Annotated in this window: 23 protein-coding genes and 2 tRNA genes; 17 read left to right on the forward strand and 8 right to left on the reverse strand. The window is 42.4% G+C overall.

Features of this window, described 5'->3' with window-relative positions:
- Window positions 1–77: 77 nt before the first annotated feature.
- Both QSH61_RS08510 and QSH61_RS08515 read right to left on the reverse strand, forming a co-directional pair.
- Entirely contained in the window at window positions 78–281 is a 204-nt protein-coding gene (locus QSH61_RS08510) for a CPXCG motif-containing cysteine-rich protein (RefSeq protein ID WP_010604612.1), read from the reverse strand.
- A gap of 70 nt (window positions 282–351) precedes the next feature.
- Entirely contained in the window at window positions 352–1206 is an 855-nt protein-coding gene (locus QSH61_RS08515; protein ID WP_010604613.1) for a fructosamine kinase family protein, read from the reverse strand.
- A gap of 125 nt (window positions 1207–1331) precedes the next feature.
- Here QSH61_RS08515 and QSH61_RS08520 point away from each other — a divergent pair, with 125 nt between their 5' ends.
- Window positions 1332–2024, forward strand: coding sequence for a DUF445 domain-containing protein (locus QSH61_RS08520; RefSeq protein ID WP_174168964.1), 693 nt, complete (start codon window positions 1332–1334; stop codon window positions 2022–2024).
- A gap of 70 nt (window positions 2025–2094) precedes the next feature.
- Here the strand turns inward: QSH61_RS08520 and QSH61_RS08525 are convergent, their stop codons facing one another.
- Window positions 2095–2439 carry a DUF3718 domain-containing protein gene (locus tag QSH61_RS08525; protein WP_010604615.1) on the reverse strand — a complete coding sequence of 115 codons (345 nt, stop codon included), beginning with the start codon at window positions 2437–2439 and terminating at the stop codon, window positions 2095–2097.
- 442 nt (window positions 2440–2881) lie between these two features.
- On the opposite strand from QSH61_RS08525, the gene QSH61_RS08530 reads away from it, so the two are divergent.
- Complete coding sequence (locus QSH61_RS08530; protein ID WP_010604616.1) at window positions 2882–4264, forward strand: amidohydrolase; 1383 nt, start codon at window positions 2882–2884, stop codon at window positions 4262–4264.
- 12 nt (window positions 4265–4276) lie between these two features.
- A complete protein-coding gene (locus QSH61_RS08535; protein ID WP_206472835.1) occupies window positions 4277–5506 on the forward strand; it encodes an amidohydrolase family protein in 1230 nt (409 codons plus the stop codon).
- A gap of 300 nt (window positions 5507–5806) precedes the next feature.
- Here the strand turns inward: QSH61_RS08535 and QSH61_RS08540 are convergent, their stop codons facing one another.
- From QSH61_RS08540 to QSH61_RS08560, 5 genes are read right to left on the reverse strand one after another with little or no spacing between them, the layout of a single operon-like run.
- Window positions 5807–6136 (reverse strand): TusE/DsrC/DsvC family sulfur relay protein, encoded by a 330-nt coding sequence (locus tag QSH61_RS08540; RefSeq protein ID WP_045989037.1) that lies wholly within the window; start codon window positions 6134–6136, stop codon window positions 5807–5809.
- A 5-nt stretch (window positions 6137–6141) separates the two neighbouring features.
- Complete coding sequence (locus tag QSH61_RS08545) at window positions 6142–6396, reverse strand: DsrH/TusB family sulfur metabolism protein (protein WP_174168962.1); 255 nt, start codon at window positions 6394–6396, stop codon at window positions 6142–6144.
- Window positions 6393–6752 carry a DsrE family protein gene (locus tag QSH61_RS08550; protein ID WP_174168961.1) on the reverse strand — a complete coding sequence of 120 codons (360 nt, stop codon included), beginning with the start codon at window positions 6750–6752 and terminating at the stop codon, window positions 6393–6395. The genes QSH61_RS08545 and QSH61_RS08550 overlap by 4 nt, the downstream gene beginning before the upstream one ends.
- The gene (gene tusD / locus QSH61_RS08555; RefSeq protein ID WP_010604621.1) at window positions 6749–7102 is read right to left on the reverse strand and encodes a sulfurtransferase complex subunit TusD; all 354 of its coding nucleotides are present in this window, start codon (window positions 7100–7102) and stop codon (window positions 6749–6751) included. Before tusD ends, QSH61_RS08550 begins: the two co-directional genes overlap by 4 nt.
- Window positions 7103–7157: 55 nt before the next feature.
- Complete coding sequence (locus tag QSH61_RS08560) at window positions 7158–7823, reverse strand: Bax inhibitor-1/YccA family protein (protein ID WP_010604622.1); 666 nt, start codon at window positions 7821–7823, stop codon at window positions 7158–7160.
- A 297-nt stretch (window positions 7824–8120) separates the two neighbouring features.
- On the opposite strand from QSH61_RS08560, the gene QSH61_RS08565 reads away from it, so the two are divergent.
- The 14 genes from QSH61_RS08565 to QSH61_RS08630 all read left to right on the forward strand — a co-directional run bounded on the left by QSH61_RS08565 (window position 8121) and on the right by QSH61_RS08630 (window position 24244).
- Window positions 8121–8211 (forward strand) — tRNA-Ser (locus tag QSH61_RS08565).
- Window positions 8212–8253: 42 nt separating this feature from the next.
- Window positions 8254–8344, forward strand: a tRNA-Ser gene (locus QSH61_RS08570).
- A 172-nt stretch (window positions 8345–8516) separates the two neighbouring features.
- Entirely contained in the window at window positions 8517–8894 is a 378-nt protein-coding gene (locus tag QSH61_RS08575) for a hypothetical protein (RefSeq protein ID WP_010371562.1), read from the forward strand.
- A 121-nt stretch (window positions 8895–9015) separates the two neighbouring features.
- Complete coding sequence (gene msrC, locus QSH61_RS08580; RefSeq protein ID WP_010604624.1) at window positions 9016–9474, forward strand: free L-methionine (R)-S-oxide reductase MsrC; 459 nt, start codon at window positions 9016–9018, stop codon at window positions 9472–9474.
- Window positions 9474–9752: a hypothetical protein gene (locus QSH61_RS08585; RefSeq protein WP_010371557.1), complete on the forward strand. Its 279-nt coding sequence runs from the start codon at window positions 9474–9476 to the stop codon at window positions 9750–9752. Before msrC ends, QSH61_RS08585 begins: the two co-directional genes overlap by 1 nt.
- A gap of 15 nt (window positions 9753–9767) precedes the next feature.
- Window positions 9768–10418: an RNA chaperone ProQ gene (gene proQ / locus QSH61_RS08590; protein ID WP_010604625.1), complete on the forward strand. Its 651-nt coding sequence runs from the start codon at window positions 9768–9770 to the stop codon at window positions 10416–10418.
- 10 nt (window positions 10419–10428) lie between these two features.
- Window positions 10429–12465 (forward strand): carboxy terminal-processing peptidase, encoded by a 2037-nt coding sequence (gene prc / locus QSH61_RS08595; RefSeq protein WP_102056710.1) that lies wholly within the window; start codon window positions 10429–10431, stop codon window positions 12463–12465.
- Between the two features lie 225 nt (window positions 12466–12690).
- Complete coding sequence (nhaC, locus tag QSH61_RS08600; RefSeq protein ID WP_010371552.1) at window positions 12691–14172, forward strand: Na+/H+ antiporter NhaC; 1482 nt, start codon at window positions 12691–12693, stop codon at window positions 14170–14172.
- A gap of 135 nt (window positions 14173–14307) precedes the next feature.
- Entirely contained in the window at window positions 14308–16893 is a 2586-nt protein-coding gene (pepN, locus tag QSH61_RS08605; RefSeq protein ID WP_174168960.1) for an aminopeptidase N, read from the forward strand.
- Window positions 16894–17115 carry a DUF2835 domain-containing protein gene (locus QSH61_RS08610; RefSeq protein ID WP_010604628.1) on the forward strand — a complete coding sequence of 74 codons (222 nt, stop codon included), beginning with the start codon at window positions 16894–16896 and terminating at the stop codon, window positions 17113–17115. It begins immediately after the preceding gene.
- A gap of 249 nt (window positions 17116–17364) precedes the next feature.
- Complete coding sequence (locus tag QSH61_RS08615) at window positions 17365–19464, forward strand: DUF1302 domain-containing protein (protein ID WP_010604629.1); 2100 nt, start codon at window positions 17365–17367, stop codon at window positions 19462–19464.
- A gap of 11 nt (window positions 19465–19475) precedes the next feature.
- A complete protein-coding gene (locus QSH61_RS08620; RefSeq protein ID WP_039495726.1) occupies window positions 19476–20843 on the forward strand; it encodes a DUF1329 domain-containing protein in 1368 nt (455 codons plus the stop codon).
- 78 nt (window positions 20844–20921) lie between these two features.
- Window positions 20922–21923, forward strand: a complete 1002-nt coding sequence (locus QSH61_RS08625; RefSeq protein ID WP_248298729.1) for a WD40/YVTN/BNR-like repeat-containing protein — start codon at window positions 20922–20924, stop codon at window positions 21921–21923.
- A complete protein-coding gene (locus QSH61_RS08630) occupies window positions 21923–24244 on the forward strand; it encodes an efflux RND transporter permease subunit (RefSeq protein ID WP_206472836.1) in 2322 nt (773 codons plus the stop codon). Before QSH61_RS08625 ends, QSH61_RS08630 begins: the two co-directional genes overlap by 1 nt.
- Window positions 24245–24347: the final 103 nt, after the last annotated feature.

A 24347-nucleotide genomic window follows, 5' to 3' on the forward strand; every position in this document is an offset into this window, starting at 1 on the left:
AGCATTAGCTAAGGTTGTGTCAACTCGATAAGCAGCTCGCAAATGAGCTGCCCGTTATCTATATACTTCTACTTTGATTAAAACACTTGTTCGTCGTCGCTATCAACCCTAAGCTCAAGCTTATTGTGCAGTTGGTCTAAGTGCATATTTAGGTGTATTGGATTGCAACAAGCAGCACAGTCTTCGTAGTAGTCCTGATCGCCTTCACTTGTATCAAGATTGACAAAAATATGATGTCCACAATGCGGACATTCAATACGTTGTTGATATAGGTTTTTCATTGGCCCTCCACCTGAATTGGCCAAACTAAATACCTTTTAACTATAGCGCATTGTGACGAAAATATGGCAGTTATTTGAGCAGGGCTTGCACTTGTTCTGCCGCATCCCGTATGTACTTGCCAGCAAACAAGTTTGCCTGCACCAGAAGAGGATATAAGCGATAAATGTCTAAACGCTCAGGTGAATTTTCTGCGAGTGGATAGATAGACTCGTAACCACGATAGAAGTCATCTGGTAGTGGAGCGAATAACGAAGCCATCGCAATATCAACTTCTCTATCACCATAATAGCAAGCAGGGGAAAATAGCACGGGTTTTTGATGGCTAAAGCCAATGTTACCATGCCAAAAATTACCGTGAACCAGAGACGGTTGAACTTGGTGCGGAAGAAGTGGCTTAAGTTGCTCCACAAATGTGTCGATATCAGTGAGGATAATCCCTTTTTCAGCGAGCAGTTGTAGTTGCCAACCAATTCTTTCCTCAGCAAAAAAAACTTCCCATTTTTTGTGCCATTGATTTGGTTGCGGCAGCTCATGAATGTAATTGTCTTCTTCTAGGCCGTACATTTCCTGTTCATGACGTTGGTGCATTTTAGCAAGGCTTTGACCGCACTCAAGCCAGTTTTCATTGCGATGATCTAGTTCTAACCATTCCAGTACAATAAAACAAAATTCAACACTCGTACCCAGTGTTATTGTATCGGCAACGAGGAAATCAGAGTCGCGAATAAGCTTTTCACGATTAGATGCTTCACACTCAAATCGCTCTAAAGCTTGAATAGGAGCTACTTTGACCAAAAATTGATGGGTATCGTCTGCAATCTTATAGAGTTTTTTAGACCCATAACTTTTTAAGGTTTTTTTCGAAGAAAACTCAAAAGCGTCATGGAGAGATTCAGAGATTTGTTGGTTGACTTTGTTCCACATAAGTTAGATCCAACATATTCACTTACTCTAAAATATGGTTGAAATTCTCAAGATCACAAATACTTGAGGCCTTTTTCTAAAAAAAATAAAATATCATGTCTGTCATTTTATCCAAGGGAAGTACATTGAATAAAAATATCATCACCAATCTACTGGCGATACTGCTAACCGGTACTGGCTTCGCACTGGAAAACGATGTGTTGTTTTCGGTTGGATTGTTTGCACTATCTGGTGCAATGACGAATTGGTTAGCGGTACATATGTTATTTGAGAAAGTGCCTTTCCTCTACGGTTCAGGGGTTATTACGCTCAAATTCGAGTCGTTTAAAACGTCGATTCGAGAGCTCATCTTGAGCGAGTTCTTTAGTAAAGAAAAACTAGAAAAGTTTCTCGGCAAGGAGCACCCAAAGTTTGACTTGGCACCTATCGCTAATAAAGTCGATTTAAATCCTGCGTTCGACCGTTTGTTAAGTGTGATTGAGGCGTCTCAATTTGGCGCGATGTTACAGATGTTTGGTGGGACTGAAGCTGTACAACCGTTGCGAGAACCATTTATAGAGAAAATGCGATTAGCAATAGTTGAGCTTGGTGAACAGCCAGAGTTTGATGCTGCAATTGGTGAGTCACTCAGTAGTGGCCTACTTGGCGATGATTTACATCAAACCATTGAAAAAGCGGTAGATGAGCGACTTAATGAGCTAACGCCGCAAATGGTAAAAGAAATTGTACAAACCATGATTAAGACTCACTTAGGTTGGTTAGTTGTGTGGGGTGGGGTTTTCGGTGGTCTATTTGGGTTGTTGGCTGCAATCGTATAGTTGAACAGAGAAAAAGGCGTAGTCAGGGATTGCTACGCCTTGCTTTCTGTTTACAAACATGTCGACATGACTACTTTGAACCTGAGACAAAAATAGTCTTTTGGTCTACTTGAGCGATGTCTTTGATGCTGGTCCGTGTACTGCTGTCTACACCGAGGAAATCAGCGGCTTTGTTGAATCCATAGGTGGCTGCAAATTTACCGATTGGCATATCATTACAGTGTAGTTTTTCCTCGACAACTCGTTTTTTGAGGTGATTATCTTTAATGGTGTGGAACAGGTGGATTCTATTGTCTTTGACAACCGACATACAAACTTTGGTGGCTCTGCTATCATCCGCAGCAACAAAATCTGCTGCAGAAGCTGTTCCTACTACTAAAAGCGAGGTTGCACATACTAAATTTAACAGTTTCATGATTAGCTCCTTGGCTATCTCTAGGACACGTTATTAGTATTGCGAAAGTTTTCATGTAATGCTGTAAACCAAGTAATTCTGAATGTAATAGAGTATGTCAAATGTGTACCAGAATTCTAACTGCATGTAAAATATTGGATTATTTTATTTCTGAAGATACAGATAGTTGAAACTTTTTTTGCTATAAAATACTATTATCGATAATTTAACACCTCATTCTTACATTTACCTCTTATCTGCTACTTGTGTGTCAAAACGTGTCAATATAGATGCTAATTTACATTTTGTAATGGCAGCTAAGCCTTTTCAAATTACTCACTGATGACAACATGCGTTATAATATCTGGACGTTCGTCGTAATTACTTGTGACTGAAGCTCATAAATGCGTAAAGTGCGATGGCATGAGTTAAAGTCACAAAAAAACAATAGAGATGACAAAAAATGTATAAATTTGCTCCCTCCATAGTCGTAGCTGGCATTGCCGCAGCTTTGATGGGCTGTCAGGATAATGGCCCACAAAAAGAAAAAGTTACCATAGAGAAAAACCCATACCCAAGTACTTACAAGCCTGTACCTTCTCAATCAACCCTAATCACTAATGCAACCGTTCTGACCGGAACCGGTGAAAAGATAGAACAAGGTGATGTATTTATTGTTGACGGTAAAATCAAGCAAGTTGGTAAAGACCTATCTGTCACGGCAGATATTACCATTGATGCTGAAGGTAAATGGGTAACACCTGGCATCATCGATGTACACTCTCATTTAGGGGCTTACCCCAGCCCAAGCGTAGAATCGCACAGTGATGGTAATGAAATGATTAATCCTAATACTTCACAAGTATGGGTTGAGCATTCTGTATGGCCGCAAGATCCTGGCTTTAACCGAGCTAGAGAAGGGGGGATCACCACGCTACAAATCTTACCTGGCTCTGCAAACCTATTTGGTGGTCGTGGTGTTACCTTAAAGAATGTGCCAGCACCAACAATGCAAGCAATGAAATTCCCAGATGCGCCATATGGATTAAAGATGGCATGTGGTGAGAATCCAAAGCGTGTATATGGCTCCAAAGGTGTTGCCCCTTATACTCGCATGGGTAACATGGCAGGATACCGTGAAGCTTGGATTGAAGCTGGTGAATATAAGCGCGCTTGGGAACAGTACGAAGCCGAATATGCTGCTGGCTTGAATCCGGATGCACCAAAACGTGATATCAAGTTCGATACGCTTCGCGGTGTGCTAGATGGTGAAATCTTGATTCATAACCATTGTTACAAAGCCGAAGAAATGGCAATGATGATCGACTTGTCTAAAGAGTTTGGTTATCACGCAGGGACCTTCCATCACGGTATTGAAGCATACAAGATTGCAGATCTGTTAGGTGAAAACGGTAACTGTGCTGCGCTGTGGCCAGATTGGTGGGGCTTTAAGATGGAAGCCTATGATATGGTTCAGGAAAACGTTGCAATTGTCGATGCAGTGAAAAACTCATGTGCAATTGTTCATTCGGATTCAGATACCACAATTCAACGCTTGAATCATGAAGCCGCAAAAGTGATGAACACGGCTAACCAGTCTGGCTTTAACATCAACGAACAGCATGCAATTAAATGGATCACCTCGAACGCTGCTAAATCGTTAGGCATTCAGGATAAAACAGGATCGCTTGAGCAAGGCAAACAAGCCGATGTAGTAATTTGGAACACCAACCCGTTTAGCGTGTACTCTCGTGCAGAGCAGGTCTTTGTGGATGGTGGTAAAGTCTATGATCGTCACGATGAAAAATATCAAGCGGTTAGTGATTTTATGTTAGGTCAAAAGTAAGGAGTTGATGAGATGAAAACCATGAAACTAACCATGATCACTAGCGCACTGTTAGCTCACTCTGTTGCTTTTGCCAATGTTACCGCAATTACTAATGCAACGATCCATACCGCGACAGATGCTGGCGTACTTGAAGGTGCGACCTTAGTTATCGAAAACGGTAAAATAAAAGCGATTAACCCAGATAACGTGACTGCTGATGTAACGATTGATGCCAGCGGTAAGGTTGTGACTCCAGGTTTTATCGGCTCAATGAACCAACTTGGTTTAGTTGAAGTTGGTGCTGTTGCTGCTTCTCGTGATGCAGGCGATGACGATGCCGGAGTAGATTTTGATGCAAGCACCGCATTTAATCCACGTAGTAGCTTAATTGCCTATGCAAGAAAAGGCGGTGTAACGCAAAATTTTGTTGCACCTTGGGGTGGTAAAAGTGAGTTTGCAGGGCTTGGTTTTGTTGTTGACTTATCTGGTGAATTTAACAGTGTGACCGACAAGCAAACAGCGTTAATTATTCATCTGGGTGCCAAAAGCAAAGGGTCTCGTGCAAAAGCGTTAGATAACGTTGTTAAAAAGTTTGAAGCACAGCAAGAAAAGCTTGCTAAGAAAGACAAAAAAGACGAGGGAAAACCGAGTTCAGAAGAACAAGTGTTAACTCAAGTGCTTGCGGGTGATATGCCTGTGATTGCGACGCTTTCAAGAGCGTCGGATATTCTTGAAGCGATTAAGCTAAAAGAAAAGTTTGGTTTAGATCTGATTATTCAGGGTGCTGATGATGCGGTAGTGGTCGCTGAGCAATTAGCTGAGGCGAAAGTACCAGTTATTTTGAGTGCGGTATCAAACCTACCAGCTAGCTTTGACTCAATGCATGCAAGTCTAGATAACGCAGGTAAGCTTGAGAAAGCAGGTGTCAATGTCATCCTGTCAATTGGTGGTGACGGTAGTCATAACGTCTACCAGCTACGTTTTGATGCAGGTATTGCTGTAGCAAATGGCATGAGTCATGAAGGCGCACTTAAGGCGGTTACCGCTAACCCTGCGAGAGCACTGGGCATTGATGGCGGTGTGATTGAAGCAGGTAAACGTGCAGACATCGTAATTTGGAGTGCGGATCCTTTCGAATTCAGCACCACAATCGATAAAATCTGGATCAATGGTGAGGAAGTGTCTACTGAGTCACGCCACGATAAACTAAGAGACAGATATACGACAGATTCTGATATGCCAAGAGCGTATACGAAGTAATATTTTTATACAGGGCCTCATTTGAGGCCTTTTTTAGTTCGATTTGTCCCGTCCTAAATAACCTGAGATTTGGGTAAGGAATGAGCTAACTAATTGTTCTTAAAAATAATTAAATTATTTCCTTATCTAGCCAGTGAGTTTTAGGGATAACTCCGCTCTCGCGTCCTGCTACCGCCTAGGTACCTACATCCTTGTAGGCAAGGCGAATTTACGCACCAATAGCAGGCTATTGGAAGTGAATTCAACGCAGTTAGCGCTAAAACTGGCTGCTAGAAAGGCATTAATTATCCGAAGTTCAGGTTAAATACATTTGGCGGGTTTTGGCAACCCCGCTATTTTTGTTGCTTGTTTGGCTGGGCCTTTTGGAAATAACTTATACAAATAGATGCTATTGCCTTTATCCTCGCCTAGTGCTTTAGCCATTGCCTTTACCAGCATGCGGATCGCGGGGCTGGTATTGTATTCGAGATAAAAATTTCTCACAAACTCAATGACTTCCCAATGTGCATCTGAAAGCTCAATATTTTCTTCTGCGGCTAGAAGTGGTGCTAAATCTTTAGTCCATTGAGTATGGTCTAGCAAATAGCCTTGTTTATCTGTCTCGATAGTTTGGTTGTTAAATTCTAGCATGATGATTACCAAGTAATTGAATTGTTCATCGTAATGGTCAGCTCAACCCAATCTTTGTCAGAAATAAGCTTTACTCCGGCTTCTGGGACAATACCTCTGGCACTGGCGCAAGTTTGCAGCATCACCACATTTGCATCTCCAGCTGAGATACGCGTTTGACCAAAGCAGCCATCATTACATAATAAAATAGTGTCGTGATGGGATACAAACTGCAGCTGATCGCATGCTTCGATACTAGAAATAATATGTAGCGTACTCATAGTGTCACCACAAAGTCATGTTGTTTGATTAACGCAAGGATTTCATGTTGATTTTTGATTTCAGTATCAACAGCAAGGGAGTGTGCCGATACGTTAAACTCCTCCATAGCTGACTGGCAGGCATAAACTCGCTCGACATCATAAATTTCCAGAGTTTTTAATTGCTTAAACATGTCTTTTAAACCCAGTGTGGGCGCATTGAGGGTTTTCTGGAGCGATAGCACTGCAGGACCGGTAAAAAGCCAACTTACTTGTTGATCAATCGCTGCATAGATTAGTGCGACATCCAGCGCTTCTTTCAGACTATTTTGGTCAAATGGACTGGTTTGAGAAATGATTAACACGTTTTTACTCATTTAAACTGCATCCACTTATCAGACTTACTCGAGATCATGGCAAACTCCGCAAGGCCAGCAACGGTGAAAGGGCTAACGTCTTCGATGCTAACGCCGCGTTTTTCCGCAGCTGTGACACACAGCAACAGGGGGATCCCTTTATCTTTGATGCGTTGCCAAAGTGCGTTGACTTGCAATTCGTCGGAAGCGTGTACGATATTTTGACTGGCGTGATAAACACCATCTTGGTATAGAAAGATACACGCGATTTGATGGTCACTTTTAATAGCGGCATCGACATACCGTTCTAGTAAAGTTAACTTTGACTGTGCAGCTACGCCAAAGTGAACTGATATGGCTATTTGACTCAAATTTTACTCATAAAAAAAGCCCCGTAATGGGGCTTATTTTATCAGAAATTCTGAGTTAGTCATCCGACGCGCCTAAAAGGGCAAGGATACTGGTAAATAAGTTATAAATACTTAAATACAAGCTCACAGTTGCAAGCACGTAGTTTGTCTCGCCGCCATTGATAATTCGGCTTGTATCATAAAGGATAAAGCCAGACATTAATAACACGACTGCCGCGTTAATTGCCATAAACGCGATGCTAGATCCAATGAACAAGTTTACTAGGCTTGAGATAATAACCACGATTAAACCAACCGTTAAAAAGCCACCCATAAATGAGAAGTCTTTTTTCGTAGTTAGTGCATAAGCTGATAAACCGAAGAAAATTAACGCTGTTGTGCCAAGTGCTTGTGCTATCAACATGCCACCATTTGGTAGTGCAGCATAGTGATTAAGCATAGGCCCAAGGCCGAAGCCTAAAATACCAGTAAATAAGAATACAAGACCGATAGCAGAAGATGAGTTTGCTTTTTTACCGATAACAAAAAGCAAACCAAATGCAACTAATGAACAAACAATACCGGTAAATGCTGGTAATGCCATTGTCATTGAAATTGCGGCTGTTACTGCACTAAACGCTAATGTCATTGCCAACAGGAAGTAAGTGTTTTTCAACACTTTGTTTGTTTCCATTGTCGACATGACAGGTTTTGCAGTGTTGTATGAATGATTGAATGCCATGATTCAAGCTCCTTAATAAAACATGCTGATCCCAAAAATAACTAAGATAAGAGTATCAATTGTTATATGTTGGGGCAATGATTTCTTGATCAATATCTGTCGTTAATTGGGTCTCTACAGTAATATTTACTCAATACGTAAGACTTTGAATATTTTCAAAAGTTCGCTGAAATATCTAAAATACGCATAATTTTGACTGGTTCTTAGACGATTGAGCCAAATTTTACGCAAACGATCAAATAATTGAAAAAAAAGCTTCACAAGCGCACAGGGATTCTCTATTATTCGCCCCGCTGCGGAGAGATGGCTGAGTGGTTGAAAGCACCGGTCTTGAAAACCGGCATACGTTAATAGCGTATCTAGGGTTCAAATCCCTATCTCTCCGCCACTTATTTTAGATTCGTGCTATTAAGCGTGGATCATAGGTTTTGGAGAGATGGCTGAGTGGTTGAAAGCACCGGTCTTGAAAACCGGCATACGTTAATAGCGTATCTAGGGTTCAAATCCCTATCTCTCCGCCACATTTAAAGCCCTCATATTTGAGGGCTTTTTTGTTTCTGATAACAGAAATCTCCGGTCACCAGTATACTCTCAATAAAAATACCTATTAGACCAAAGTCGGCTAGTGCAGAGGCACTGCTTGCACAATACTCAGTAGTGTTGAATGAATAATTAGTGTAGAGAGTGTTGAATATGAAACAAGTTGGCAAAGGAGTAGGGTTCTCTTTATTATCACCGTTAATCGTGGGTGGTGTGCTTGGGATTTACTACAGCTTTACACTCGGTCGCAGTGAGATGTTCTTTAACTTACTACTCAGCGCAATTTCTAACGCATACATCGTTGGTCTTGCTATGTGCCTATTCGTTGTTCCCGGATATATCCTTATGTTTAGGTACAACAAGGTGCAATATGGTGGTCTGTTAACACTGGGCTTACTTGGTGGTGCGGTATTTAGCTATCTTTTCGCTGCACAATCGGGTGTCGGTTTTATTGTTAACGCCTTAATGTCAATGCTCGCAGCGGGGCTATTCTTGTTTGGTTTGCGGGCAGGTCATCGTAAAACTGAGTGATAATTAACCGAGCAGTCTCAGTTTTACAGATAATTAATACTTTTTCAGTCGAAAAGGTTTTAATTATTTCTCCGAAAGAGTACCTTTAGCTTTTGTCGTTCAATTCGTGAATTTGATGGTAATGCAAAAGCAAGACTTTTATCAGACTTTAGTTAAACAGGCTCAAGGGCTAATCAGTGGTGAACACAATGTGATTGCCAATATGGCAAACTTGAGTGCGCTTTTATTTACAACTCTTGAAGATATCAACTGGGCAGGCTTTTATCTTATGGATAGCGCTGAAGAGTTGGTTCTTGGGCCATTCCAAGGCAACCCAGCCTGCATCCGAATTCCTGTTGGTAAAGGGGTATGTGGCACAGCAGCTGCAACTTGTGAAACGCAATTGGTTGAGGATGTTCATGCGTTTGCAGGCCATATTGCTTGCGACGCGGCATCAAATTCAGAAATCGTGATCCCTGTTTTTAAAGATAATAAAGTGATTGCCGTGCTAGACATTGACAGTCCTAGTCTGGCAAGATTTGACGAGCAGGATAAGATCGGATTAGAAGCGTTAGTTAAAGTGTTTGAGGAAACGCTTTAATGAAAGATATGCTTCAGGTACAAGATTATTTGTTTTCTTACGCCGATGTTGGTGATTGGGAAGGCGAAGAAGAAGTTGTTGCAGAACGCTTAAATGAACTTATTCATCACGCATGGGATTTACTTCCTGAAGATTTAGACTGTGACACAATAGATAGGCTCATAGAAGGTATTTGGGAACATCTTCGCGGTGATTTAGCGCTTCTTGAAGCAGATATAGAAGAGCTAATTGACTGGGTTACACACTATATAAACTCGTCGCTCGATGAGCAGATGTAATTAATAGGTTTAAAAATGGAAACCACAAACAAGCTAAAAGACACAAATGAAGTATTAGACTTCTTATTTTCAGAATTTCCTAACTGCTTCAAGCAAAAGGAGGGGATTAAGCCATTAAAGGTTGGTATTTTCAAAGATATCGCTGAGCGTATTGAGGGTTCTGACAAAGTCAGTAAAACCCAAGTACGTCAAGCGCTTCGTAAATACACTTCAAACTGGCGTTATCTCGAAGCAGTCACTAAGAACGAGTTTCGTGTAGACCTAGACGGCAATCAGGCTGAAAAGGTTGAACAAGAGCACGTTGAACACGCAGAAAAAGCATTGGCCGAGAGCCGTGCCAAAATGGCTAAGCGTAAAAAGCCGCAGCGTCCAAACAATCGCGATGGCGAAACAAAATCTTACAAAAAGAAACCTCACTCAAGGGATCGTCAAGACCAAAAACGCCCTAAAATGAGTAATAAACCTGCTGAAGTTAAACCTAAGCGCAGTGGTAAAGTTGAACCTTTACCGGCTGAACAGGTCAAGGTTAATAACAAAGTTAAAGTTAAACTTGGTCAAGCGCTTGTTAACGCTACTATCACTGAAGTCAAAAATGATGAAGTGCACGTAGAGCTTGTAACAGGAATGCAAGTTAAAACTAAAGCAGATAGCCTATATATTCAGTAAGGAGTTGTATATGAGTAAAAAGTTACCACTCATTTCCCTAGTCGCCGCGTTCGTATCGAGTGTTACTTTAGCCTCAACAAGCACAGTCACTATTAAGGACTTGCCAGTTCTTAAACCTGAAGCGCAACACACCACGGCTAGTAAACGAGTGACTAACCTATTTACTCGGCAACACTACAAACGCTTCAGCTTTGATGACAGCTTATCGGATAAAATTTTTGATCGTTACGTAGAAGCCATCGACTTTAACAAGTCTTTGCTTTTGCAGTCGGATATCGATAGTTTTCAACAGTATCGTAAGCAATTTGATGATGCATTGATCTCAGGAAAACTGGGTTTTGCTTATGATATGTTTAACCTAAGCATGAAGCGTCGCTTTGAGCGCTATGATTTTGCCATTGGCTTACTCGACAAAGAAATGAACTTTGACAAAAAAGATGAGTTTATTTTTGATAGAGAAGAGCAAAATTACGCAACCGCGACAAGCGAACTTGACGAATATTGGCGCCAGCGCGTTAAATCTGATGCGCTGCGCTTAAAATTGACTGGGAAAAATTGGGAAGAGATCAAAGAAGTCCTTACCAAGCGCTACAAAAATGCGCAAAAACGTCTAGTCCAAACGAATAGTGAAGATGCATTTCAAGTAATCATGAATGCGTTTGCACGCAGCATTGAAGCGCACACATCTTATCTTTCGCCACGCCGTGCCGAACAGTTCAAAATGGATATGGACTTAGAGCTGGAAGGTATTGGTGCGGTATTAAGTTATGATGAAGATTATACTGTGATCCGTAGTTTAGTCCCAGGAGGCCCTGCGGACAAAACCGAAAAGCTTAAGCCAGACGACAAAATCATCGGTGTAGCACAAGATAATAAAGAATTTGTAGATGTTATCGGCTGGCGTTTAGATGATGTGGTCGATCTCATCAAAGGCCCTAAGGGGACCAAGGTTAGACTTCAATACCTTAAAGGTACCGATAGTCACGGTACGCCAAAAGTCGTTGAAATTGTTCGTGACAAAGTAAAATTAGAAGACCGCGCAGTTAAGTCTTCAGTCTTTGAAGCCAAGTATTCTGAGCTACAAAGCAAAATAGGCGTGATAGAAATCCCAAGTTTCTACAATAATCTTTCTCAAGATGTAAAAACTGAAATCGCTAAACTTAAAGAAGCCAAAGTAGATGGGGTTATCATTGACCTTCGTCAAAATGGTGGTGGCTCGCTTTACGAAGCGACCCAGCTATCCGGTTTATTCTTTGACCAAGGCCCAGTTGTTCAGATCCATACCGCTTACAATCGTGTCGAAAGTCAACAAGATAGGGATGGCATTACCTTCTACGATGGACCTTTGACTGTTTTAGTTGATCGCTACAGTGCATCGGCATCCGAGATTTTTGCTGCTGCGATGCAAGACTATGGCCGAGCAGTAGTGATTGGTGAGCAAACCTTTGGTAAAGGCACCGTGCAACAACATCGTGGCCTCGGTAAAAATTACGATTTATTCGAAAATCCTTTGGGAAGTGTAACCTACACTATCGCGAAGTTTTATCGTATCGATGGTGGCAGTACACAGCATAAAGGCGTGATCCCTGATATCTTGCTACCATCGGCAATCAACCCAGAAGAGTGGGGAGAGAGCCAAGAGGATAATGCGTTGCCTTGGGATAGTATCGTTCGTGCAAAATATGCGAGCCTCGATAATTTGTCGCCAACTATCCAATACTTGAGTAAGCGCCATGATGAGCGAGTAAAAGCAGAGCCAGAATTCGAATATATTTATAAAGATATTGAAGAATACAAAGCGCGCAAAGACGATAAGGCGATTTCATTAGTTGAAGCTGAGCGTATCAAAGAGCGTGAAGACCGCGATGATCTGGTATTAAAACGCACGAATGAAAGGCTGAAACGTCTCGGTTTAGAGCCAGTTAAAGATTTGGACGATGCACCAGAGGTTATTTCAGAATTAGACCCTTACCTTGAAGAGGCTGCGCTTATCACGCAGGACCTAATTTCATACGGGCGGGTAGCCAAAAACGAAGTTAAAAAATAAATAAAAGGCGCTTCAAGCGCCTTTTATTATGCCTTTTACACTTACTTTTACTTAACTAATTTTGTTATCATCTGCCAGATTTTCTAAGCTGATACTCTTTTGAGGCTTTTTGAGAATGGTGCGTGGCTCGACCACTGGCAACCTAGCTACTCAAAACGGCTCAAAACGGTATACTGCAAATAAAATAATTATAAGCATGGGTCGTCGTGCGTAGGAGTATTCCTTTTGAAACAACAAAAACAGCCGTCATTTATTGACGCCCTTATTCCGATCACATTGTTGGTCGCTTTGCTCGGTGCTGCGGTGTACCTCTATGGTGACAGCTCATCATCAGGTCCAAATCAAATAGCCCTACTTTTTGCAACATTCACTGCGGCGCTTGTCGGTCTAAAAAACGGTTTTACGTGGAAGACGCTTGAAGAAGCGATGATAAAGGGGATAACTATCTCTCTTGGTGCTATTATCATTTTATTGATGGTAGGTGCCTTAATCGGTACTTGGTTGCTGTCTGGAACAGTCCCAACACTGATATATTACGGACTACAAATTATCAATCCAAGTTGGTTTTATGCCGCGAGTTGTTTGATTTGTGGAATTGTGGCGATGAGTATAGGCAGCTCATGGACGACGGCCGCAACCATAGGTGTAGCGCTACTAGGTGTCGCGACGGGGCTTGGCTTAGATCAGGTCGTAACCGCGGGTGCAGTCATTTCAGGTGCTTATTTTGGCGATAAGTTAAGCCCATTATCTGAAACCACAAACTTAGCGCCTGCAGTTGCCGGTAGTGATTTATTTGATCATATTCAGCATATGCTTTGGACCACAGTACCTAGCTTTGTAATCGCACTTATTATATTTATTGTCATGGGCTTTAATGCTGAAGCGTCAAGTGAAGCGGGGCGAATAGATGAAATTGTGTCGATACTACAAACTAACTTCAACATTAACCTGCTAATGCTAGTTCCTTTGCTGGTGCTGCTTGGGCTTGCTATCAAGAAGATGCCCGCTTTTCCGGCGATTTCAATCGGCGCGGTGATGGGGGCGATATGGGCAGTGCTGTTCCAAGGAGACCTTATTGCAAGTCAAATTGATGCTAGCCAAGGTGAGTTAGTGGGCTATGTGAAATTGGTGTGGGCAACTTTCTTTGACGGTTTTGCGTTGCAAACAGGCGATGCAAAAATGGACGATTTGCTAAGTGGCGGTGGCATGTCATCAATGCTAACGACAACTTGGCTGGTGATGACGGCATTGATGTTTGGTGCCATTATGGAAAAAACTGGCTTACTTGATGTCTTCGTACGCAGCATTCTTAAAATTGCAAAAAGCACAGGCTCACTAATTGCCTCGACTATTGCAACTTGTATTGGTACAAATCTAGTTGCCGCGGATCAGTACATCGCGATTGTTGTTCCTGGTCGTATGTTCAAAGAAGAATACAAAAAGCGCGGTTTGAAGAGTGTAAACCTCTCACGTACGCTGGAAGATGGTGGCACAATCACCAGTCCACTGATCCCTTGGAACACCTGCGGCGCATATATGCAGAGTGTACTACTGATCAATCCGTTTGATTATGCCATGTACGCATTTTTTAACTTGATCAATCCTGTGCTGGCGGTCATCTACGCGTATCTTGGTATCAAGATCCTTAAGATTACGCCACCAACAGTAAACGCGGAAGAACCAAATGAGAAAGCAGGGCAAGCGTAAAATAGCGCATTTGCAATCTTGATCAGGCCTTTTCCAACAGGTCAAGTAGAAATTAAACGCCTATCCTTAGAATTGGCGATATCAAATTTGTTTTATCACTCGCCCCTTTTTGGGGCGTTTTTGTAAGGACTATATATGACTCAAAAACCACAAGCCAAATTTCTTAAAGATTACCTTGCACCAAGCCATACCGTTGATGCGCTTTGCTTGACCTTTGAGTTAAGCCCAAGAAATACCTTAGTGACTGCTGTAAGTCAGTTTGTCGCTGTGAGCGATGCGACACAATTAATTTTGGATGGTGTCGACTTAGAGTTAGTATCTTGTCAGGTAAATGGTGAAGAGTGGCAAAGCCTTGAAAAATCTGACTCAGAATTGATTCTTTCTAACTTGCCAAAGGCCTTTGAGCTTAAAATTGTCACTAAAATTTCGCCGCAAACAAACACCTCACTTGAAGGCTTATACCTCTCTGATGGCGCTTATTGTACGCAATGTGAAGCGGAAGGTTTTAGAAAAATCACCTACTTTATGGATAGACCTGATGTACTGACGACATATACGGTGACGATCATCGGTGAGTCAAAGTATCGTTACTTATTATCAAATGGCAATAAAGTTGAAGAAGGAAGCTTAAGTGACGGCAGACATTTTGCAAAATGGCACGATCCGCACAAAAAACCAAGCTACTTGTTTGCCTTGGTTGCTGGCGATTTTGATGTATTAGAAGACAACTACAGCACTAAGTCGGGTAGAGAGGTGAAGTTGGCGTTATTTGTCGATAAAGGCAATTTACATAAAGCTCCCCATGCTATGACGTCACTAAAAAAGGCCATGGAGTGGGATGAGTCAAGGTTTGATTTGGAATACGATCTCGATATATACATGATTGTCGCGGTTGATTTTTTCAATATGGGGGCAATGGAAAATAAAGGTCTGAATGTTTTTAACAGTGCCTGTGTGTTGGCAAGCCAAGAGACTGCGACAGACCGAGACTTTCACACCATTGAATCGATAGTTGGACATGAATACTTCCATAACTGGACTGGGAACCGGGTTACTTGCCGTGATTGGTTTCAGCTTAGTTTAAAAGAAGGCTTAACCGTATTTAGAGATCAGGAGTTTAGCAGCGATCTAGGTTCTCGAGGCCTAAACCGTATTGACGCGGTAATGGCGATGCGTACGCACCAGTTTGCAGAAGACGCGGGGCCAATGGCACATCCGATAAGGCCACAGCAAGTTATTGAAATGAATAACTTCTATACCGTAACTGTTTATAACAAAGGTGCTGAAGTGATCCGTATGATGCACACCTTATTGGGGGAAGCAAACTTCCAAAAAGGGATGAAGCTCTACTTTGAGCGTCATGACGGACAAGCTGTGACGTGCGATGATTTCGTTAATGCAATGATGGATGCTTCTGGTGTTGATTTAACGCAATTTAAACTATGGTACGAGCAATTCGGCACGCCAAGAGTAAAAGTGGCTACCGAGTATGACAAACAGGCACAAACATATGCAATTACGGTGAGCCAAAGCCATGCTGATTGCGACCCCGTAAAAGCGCCACTGCATATTCCTTTTAAGCTAGAGCTTTTGGATGAGCAAGGTGAAAGCATTCCGTTGCTAACAAAGCACGGAGAAATACAACGAGCGTTAGATATTACTGAATTTGAACAGCGGTTTGAGTTTGAGCAAGTTGTAAGTAAACCAGTTCCTGTATTACTAGAAGATTTCTCAGCACCTGTGCTTATGGAGTACAGCTATACTATTGATGAGTTACTACACATATTGCGTTTTGCACGTAGTGATTACGCTCGTTGGGAAGCAGTGCAGCAAATCTTTATGATTGAAGTTAAACGAGCGGTTACGTCAGACGACTTCGCACTGGATTCAAAAGTCCTCGGTGCATTGTCCTCATTGGTGGAAGCGTTAGATGGAGACCTTGCGCTACTGGCTGAGCTATTGACTTTACCAACGTTTGATACGTTAGCCAGTCAATTTGAAATTATCCCAGTAGACAAACTCGTTTCAATTTCTGATGCATTTGAAATGCAAATTGCGCAATCACTGCAATCGGTGTTTGAACACGCTTATTTATCTTTGCAAGACTCAGGCTCATTAGAAGCAAAGGATGTCGCGATCAGAGCCTTTAAAAATAAAGCGCTTTATTACTTAGCGAAAACAGATTCCGATAGTGTTGACAGCGCGCTAGATAATCAATTTTCTTCAAGCAATATGACCACTAAGTTGGCATCATTAAAAGCAGCCGTCGCCGCGCAGCACACAAAGATGGAAAGCTTGTTCAGTCAATTTGATAGTCAATGGCGTCACGATAGTCTAGTCATGGACAAATGGTTTGCATTAAGTGCAAGCTTATCCAACGACGAGGTGATATCGAATATAAATACGCTTTATGCGCATCCTTGTTTTGACAAAGGCAATCCTAACCGTGTTCGCGCATTGATAGGAAGCTTCGCAAGAACTAACCCTGCGCAATTCCATCGTACAGATGGTAAGGGCTATGCGTTATTGGGAGACCTATTAGTGGAGCTAAACAGTATCAATCCACAAAATGCGTCTCGTATGATCACGCCGTTCATGTCATGGAAGCGTTATGATGAAACGCGGCAACAGCTGATGCGGGCACAGTTGAGTCGTTTGGCTAACTTAGAAGGCTTAAGCGACGACTTATATGAGAAGGTAGAGAAGGCGCTAGCGCAGTAGATGAAAGAGTACTTCTTTTACATGGATTTGAGTTATGACAAGTGCCTCGGTTACTACTACGGGCACTATACTTCAGTGCAAGTGATTGAAGATGGGGGCAAGAGTATTCGCTTCCCCGCAGAGCGTATTCGCCCCTTTATTTCATCAATTGGGATCAGGGGGAGATTCCGTCTCATCTTGGATGATAGCAATAAGTTTCTATCGTTAGAAAAAGTCACTTAATCGAAGTAGAACTGCAAAACATATTTTATTTTTGTTAAATGAGTTTGTTATAAGCTTGAAATACGTGTTATAAATTATCTGGTAGGACGTCTTACCAAGAGTAAAATACGCCCCTAGAGGCGAAAAAGCGTTGATTTAGTGGAGCAGTATTTGTATTTTCGCGGTTTCGCTTCTATCGTTTAGACAACAAAAAACAATAACTCTAAGAGCTTAAGCTCTAGACATGACCCGCCAAAAGGGGGAGAAATAATGATAAAAAGATCGCTCTTTGTGAAAAACAAAATCATGCTCGGTCTTAGTGCGGCAGTAATGGGAGCTGCCGCCACGTCAGTACACGCGGCCAGTTTTGAGGTTGGTGATTTCGAAATTACCTTCGACTCGACTTTTTCTTATGGTCAAAGCATTCGCGTTGAAGATCGTAACTTTGATTTCATCGGTAAAAGTAATCATCCACAGTTTAACTGGGATGGTTATAAAGCAACCACTGGCAATACCATCTATTCTTCGTCACAGATCTGGTCACAACAGGGTGCCTATTCAAATAATGGTGATGCTGGTAACCTAAATTTTGACTCTGGAGATACTTTCTCTCAGTTGTTAAAAGGTACCCATGATTTAGCAATTACCAAAGATAACTATGGTTTGTTCACTCGTTTCATGTATTTCTACGACTTTGCGATGGAAGATGGGGATTTTGCGTATAGCAACCCTGTTTCAGGCAAAAAAGTTGACCCGTGTGAAGACGACGATACCAGAAAACAAGTCTGTTCGGATTTACGCTTGCTAGATGCATTTGTTTGGGCGGATTTTGACCTCAATGATGGCAAAAACCCGCTCTCCGTGCGTTTAGGTCAGCAAGTCGTTAACTGGGGTGAAAGTACGCTTATTTCCCACGGCATTAACGTCAACCCAGTGGATATTGACCGTTTGAAAGCGCCTGGCTCTGAAGTAAAAGAAGCCTTTATCCCTGTCGGTATGCTTTGGGCGTCGATTGGTTTGTCTGAAAACGTTAACCTTGAAGGCTTTTATCAGTATCAATGGCATGAAACCAGATTGCCAGCAACAGGTAGTTACTTCTCAACCAATGATTTTGCATCTGAAAACGGTTATATGCAAAACGTTCAGCTTGGTTTTACCTCAAACCCTGATATTGATCTGTATCACCTAACGGATGCATTAAACAGCTTATATGCTGATGCAACGGCCGCATTGGTTGCTCAAGGTGTAGTACCAACAGCACAAGCAGTTGGCAGCGCTGCAGCGTCCATGTATATGGCTTATCCGACTAAAGTGGCGCTTAAAGGAAAAGGGAATAACGGTAAGAGCGAACCTGATGATGGTGGTCAGTACGGTTTACGCTTAGGTATTTTCTCTCCAGAGCTAAACGACACTGAATTTGGTTTGTATTACATTAATTACCACAGCCGTAGACCTCTGATTTCTGGTAAAGCTTCTAACTTTACAGAGCAAGCGATCATGGCTGATTTAGCTTACATCGCACAAAATCAAATTACCGCAGACAATGTCACTAACTTAAATGCCTTTACTCAAGCGCAAATTACCTACCCAGAAGACATCAAACTGTATGGTTTAAGTTTTAATACCGCGATCGGTGAAACCGCATTTGCTGGTGAAGTGGCATATAGACAAGATGAGCCACTACAGATAGATGACGTTGAACTACTTTACGCAGGTATGGTTGAGCAGTTAGCCGCTGCGGGTCTGCGTGATGATTTGGCTGGTTTATCTCAGCTTAGTCAAGGGGACGATATCGCTTTTGTGGGTCCTGGTGAAGTGGCGCAAGGTTATATCTTGCGAGACACTATTCAAGCACAGTTTACAGCAACACATTTGTTCGGCCCATCGCTCGGTGCAGATAGTTGGGCTGTGGTTGGTGAAGTAGGCGCAGTTACTATTAAAGATATGCCAGAGTACGATGAGCTTCGTTTGAATGTTTCAGGTACTGGCCGAAGTGGCACGATTGAGGGGCTTTCTGGCCGAGATTACAATCTTATCCACCAAGCGGTTTCAAATGGTCCAGAGACCAATCCATTCCCATCGGCTTCTGCATGGGGCTATCGCCTTATTGCAAAGGGTGAGTATAACAACCTATTCAGTGGTGTGAATTTTTCTCCACGCGTAGTGTTCTCTCATGATGTTAACGGTATCACCCCTGATCCTATGTTCTTGTTCATTGAGGATCGTAAATCGCTGGGCATTAATCTTAACTTTAACTACCTAAATTCGTGGTCATTTGATTTTGGCTATAACACGTTTTGGGGTGGTGGTAAGACGAATACCTTTGCGGACCGTGATTTCATCTCATTCAACATTAAGTATTCAATTTAAGGGCTTTCGATATGTTTAGAAAACCTACATTTATCGCAGCAACAATAATTACAATGCTGTCTGCCAGCAGCGCTATGGCTAAGATGAGCGCTGACGAAGTTGCACGTTTAGGTAAAGACTTGACGCCTATCGGTGCAGAGAAAGCGGGTAATGCTGATGGCAGTATTCCGGCTTGGAATGGTGGGATCACAGCGCCTCCAGCTGGTTATGAAGTGGGCATGCACCATCCAGATCCATTTGCTGATGACAAAGTATTGTTTACAATTGATAAATCAAATTTAGATAAATACAAGTCATTATTAAGCCCTGGCCAAATTGCGTTATTTGAAACGTATCCAGAAACGTTCAAAATGAACATTTACCCAACTAGACGCAGCGCGTCTTATCCGCAGTTTGTGTATGATGCAACAAAGAAATACGCTTCAACAGCAGAGCTGATCGAAGGTGGTAACGGCATTAAAAATACCGCTATCGGTATTCCGTTTCCGGTGCCGAAAGATGGCTTAGAAGCTATCTGGAACCACCTATTGCGTTTCCGTGGCTTGTCGATTGCACGTTACGGCGGTCAAGCGATGCCCACGGAGTCAGGTGCTTACAACATTATCGGTTTCGATGAGCAATTACTGGTTAAGTACTCTGCAACAGATGCAACGCCTGAAGCGTTGCAAGAGTCAAATATCTTGTTTAAGTTTAAGCAGCAGGTGACAGAACCTGCACGTCTCGCTGGAACTGCATTGCTTGTACATGAAACCATGGACCAAATTTTGACACCTCGTCAGGCTTGGACCTATAACGCAGGCCAGCGTCGTGTAAGACGTGCGCCAAACGTTGCATATGATGCACCAGGAACTGCGTCAGATAGCTTACGTACAACAGATGACTTTGATATGTTTAACGGCTCTCCAAACCGTTATGATTGGAAACTTGTTGGCAAAAAAGAGATGTATATCCCTTACAACAGTTACAAGCTACATAGCGACAAGTTGAAGTATGATGATATCTTGATGGCTGGCCACATCAACCCTGAACACGTACGTTACGAAAAACACCGTGTATGGGTAGTCGAAGCTAACCTGAAAGAAGGCACTCGCCATATTTACAAAAAGCGTGTGTTCTATATTGATGAAGATAGCTGGCAAATCCACGTAACGGATATCTATGATAACCGTGATCAGATGTATCGCGTCGCGATGGCACATGGTCTTAATTACTACGAAGTGCCGACGCATTGGAGTACGTTGGATGTCTATCATGATCTAAACTCTCGTCGCTACCTTGCGATTGGGTTAGATAACGAAGAAGACATGTATGACTTCAGTCAGTCTTTCAACGATAACGAGTTTACTCAGGGTGCGCTGCGCCGTGAGGGTCGCCGTTAATCAAATATTATCAGGCTGAAGCAACCTCGCTTCAGCCTTCTTCCTCCTTTCCTCTCACAACTCGAGTGTTTTCTCATGATGAAGAAGTTAGTAGCAGCCTCGATTTTAACTATGGCGCATGTAGCAGTAGCCGAAAGTAGTGATCAGATTTCAGCAAAATCAGCCCTGATGGTCGCTCACCCAGAACAAACGCTTTTCACGGATATTACAGATAACGGTGATGCGTTAATTGCGGTAGGTAAACACGGCACAATAATTATTAAACAAGAAGGGCAAAACTGGACGCAGGCAGAGGTGCCAATTCAATCACTGTTGACCTCTGTGACATTCAAAGGCAAAGATATTGGTTGGGCTTGTGGCCACGACGCTAGCATAATCAAAACCACAGACGGTGGTAAAACATGGGCGCTAAAACAATATCTACCAACATTGGAAAAGCCTTGTCTTGATATTGAGTTTATTGACCAACAACACGGCTTTGCTGTGGGCGCTTATGGCATGTTTTTTGAAACCACTGATGGTGGTGAGTCTTGGACAAAACGTTTTATCAGTGAATTTGTTCACCCCGATGATGTCGACTACTTAGCCGATTTAAAAGAGCAAGACCCCGCGGCATACGAACAAGAAACGGCGTTTATTCTTCCCCATTTTAATCGCCTGTTGATCGCCGAAGGCATGATGTACCTTGCCGGTGAAATGGGACTTGTGGCACAAAGTGATGACTTAGGAAAAACATGGCAAAAATTTGAGCCTTTTTATCGCGGTTCATTTTTTGCTGTTGATCAAACCTCAGATAAGCAACTTATTGTTGCGGGCCTTAGGGGTAACGCATTTATTGGCAATGCACAGCAAGTAGTTCAACTTGATACTCAAAAAACGGCGACAATAAATAGTATTGCCCACAAAGATAATGTGACCTATATGTTTGCTAACAGCGGCGTAATATTCACGTTGAAAGCAGGTAAGCTAACCTCAAAACAACTAAAAACCGGCCACTCTATTTTAGCAGGTGTGGTTAAAAAGAATCAGCTAATTCTAGCTACGGAGCAGGGGATTGCTGAGGTAGAGGTGAACAACTAATGCAAGCGTTTTTAAATCAATTGGTATACGCCATCTTTAGGCATCGTATTACCGTCGTGTCTTTTTTCGTACTGACGACGATATTTTTGGGCTTCAAAGCCACGCAAATTCAGCTCGATGCTTCATTTAACAAAAATATTCCACTAAATCATGAATACATGAAAGTTTACTTGAAGCACGAAAAACAGTTTGGTGGTGCAAATAGTATTCTTATTTCTGTTTGTGATAAAGATGGTGACATCTTTAATGAGCCATTTTTCACTCAGCTAAAAGCGGTGCATGATCAGCTCTATTTTATCCCAGGTGTTAATCGTCCACTGGTGAATTCAATCTTTGCACCCAGTGCGAGATTCGTTGAGGTGGTAGAGGACGGCTTTGCCGGTGGACCTATTATTCCCGCTAATTTTCAACCTACTGAACAAGGCCTAGCGGTTGTAAAGCAGAACATTGAAAAAGCAAAAGTTGTGGGTCGTATGGTTGCGAGCGATTATTCTTGTGCCATGGTAACCGCTCAGCTAATGGAAACCGATCCGCAAACTCAAGAAAAGCTTGATACCTTAGCCTTTGCGCAAAAATTAGAGTCTGAGATCCGAGCGCCTCTTAGCACTGACAAAGTGAGCATACATATTATTGGCTTTGCGAAAATGGCCGGTGACATTGCTGATGGTGCGAAAGGTGTAGTGCTTTTCTTTGCGTTAGCAATTGCTTTTACCTTTATTATGGTCTGGATGTTCTGTAAGAGCTTTAAGCTTACGCTACTTCCGATTGTTTGTTCATTTATTGCTGTGATTTGGCAGATGGGCTTACTCAGTACTTTGGGTTTTGGTGTTGACCCTATGTCTATTTTGGTGCCTTTCTTAGTCTTCGCTATTGGCGTGAGTCACGGTGTGCAAATGATCAACGCGATAGGTAAAAAAGTAGCGGAAGGGGTAAGCTGCAAAGTGGCTGCTGAAGCGAGTTTTAAAGCATTACTTATCCCAGGTGGCATTGCTCTACTTTCGGACACCGTTGGCTTCTTAACCTTACTGGCAATCGACATCGGCATTATTCGTGAACTTGCTATTACTGCCAGTTTAGGGGTTGCAGTTATTATCTTTACCAACTTGGTACTGCTTCCTGTAATGGCATCGTTCTTTGAGTCTGCAAATATTAAGCGACTTGGTGATGGTAAAAACGCCAGCCATGGTATGTTTGAGGCAATGCGAGAGGCCTTGGTGAAAACCACAGACAAAAAAGTGGCCAGAGTGATTTTACTTATCAGTGCAGTACTATTCGCATTTGGCTACTGGCAATCTGAAAAAATGCGTATTGGTGATTTACATGCTGGTGCACCGGCGCTACATGAAGATGCCAGATACAACCAAGACACTTTTCTTATCTCAGACCGTTATGCAATTTCTTCTGATATCTTAAAGGTCATTGTCGAAGCGACACCTGCGGCTTGTACTGAGCACGATACAATGGAGCGTATTAGTCGTTTCCAATGGCGCGTAGAAAATTTGGCCAGTGTACAATCGGCAGTTTCTTTGAGCTCTGTTGCACAAGCGGTTAATGCTGGGTACAACGAAGGTAACTTAAAATGGCAGACGTTACCAAGAAATACTGCTTCTCTAGTTCAAGCTACCTCTCGAGTGGAAACAAGCTCAGGGCTACTTAACGGTGATTGTTCGGTGATGCCTATTATCATCTTTATGGCAGATCATAAGGCCGAATCTATCGACCATGTGATTGCGAAGATAAAAGCGTTCTCAGAAGAAGAGGGAACTGATGACGTTGCCTTTAAATTAGCATCAGGTCCAATCGGTGTGATGGCGGCAACAAATGAATCCGTTTCCGAGGCGCAGGTTCCTATGATGATCTATGTGTACGGCGCGGTGATCCTGTTGTGCCTAGCGAGCTTTAGGAGCGTGCGAGCGACTATCGCAGTGGTACTACCTTTATATGTGGTATCAACGCTGGCTCAGGCGCTTATGGTGCAGCTTGAAATCGGGTTAACAGTATCGACGTTACCAGTAATTGCTTTGGGTGTGGGAATAGGTGTCGATTATGGCATTTATATTCTATCCTCTATGATGGGACAGCTTAAGCAAGGTATGCCGTTGTCGGTCGCCTATCGAAATGCACTTGCTGAACGAGGCAGTGCGGTACTGTTTACGGGTATCACATTGGCGATTGGCGTAAGCACATGGATTTTCTCTGCGCTTAAGTTCCAGGTTGATATGGGTATCCTTTTAACCTTCATGTTCTTGGTAAATATGCTGGGTGCTGTGCTGCTTTTACCGGCAATTGGAATGCTCATCTGGTCTGACCAGAAAAAATAATGTGAATAATTGTGCTCCTTTTTATTTGGTATTGGCGATTTATATCTATTTTTTGTGAATAGATGAGCAAACAGCTGAAAAGCTTGAAATGTTTTCGTCAAAA

The organism is Pseudoalteromonas sp. JC3 (genome assembly GCF_030291895.1).
Lineage (GTDB): Bacteria > Pseudomonadota > Gammaproteobacteria > Enterobacterales > Alteromonadaceae > Pseudoalteromonas.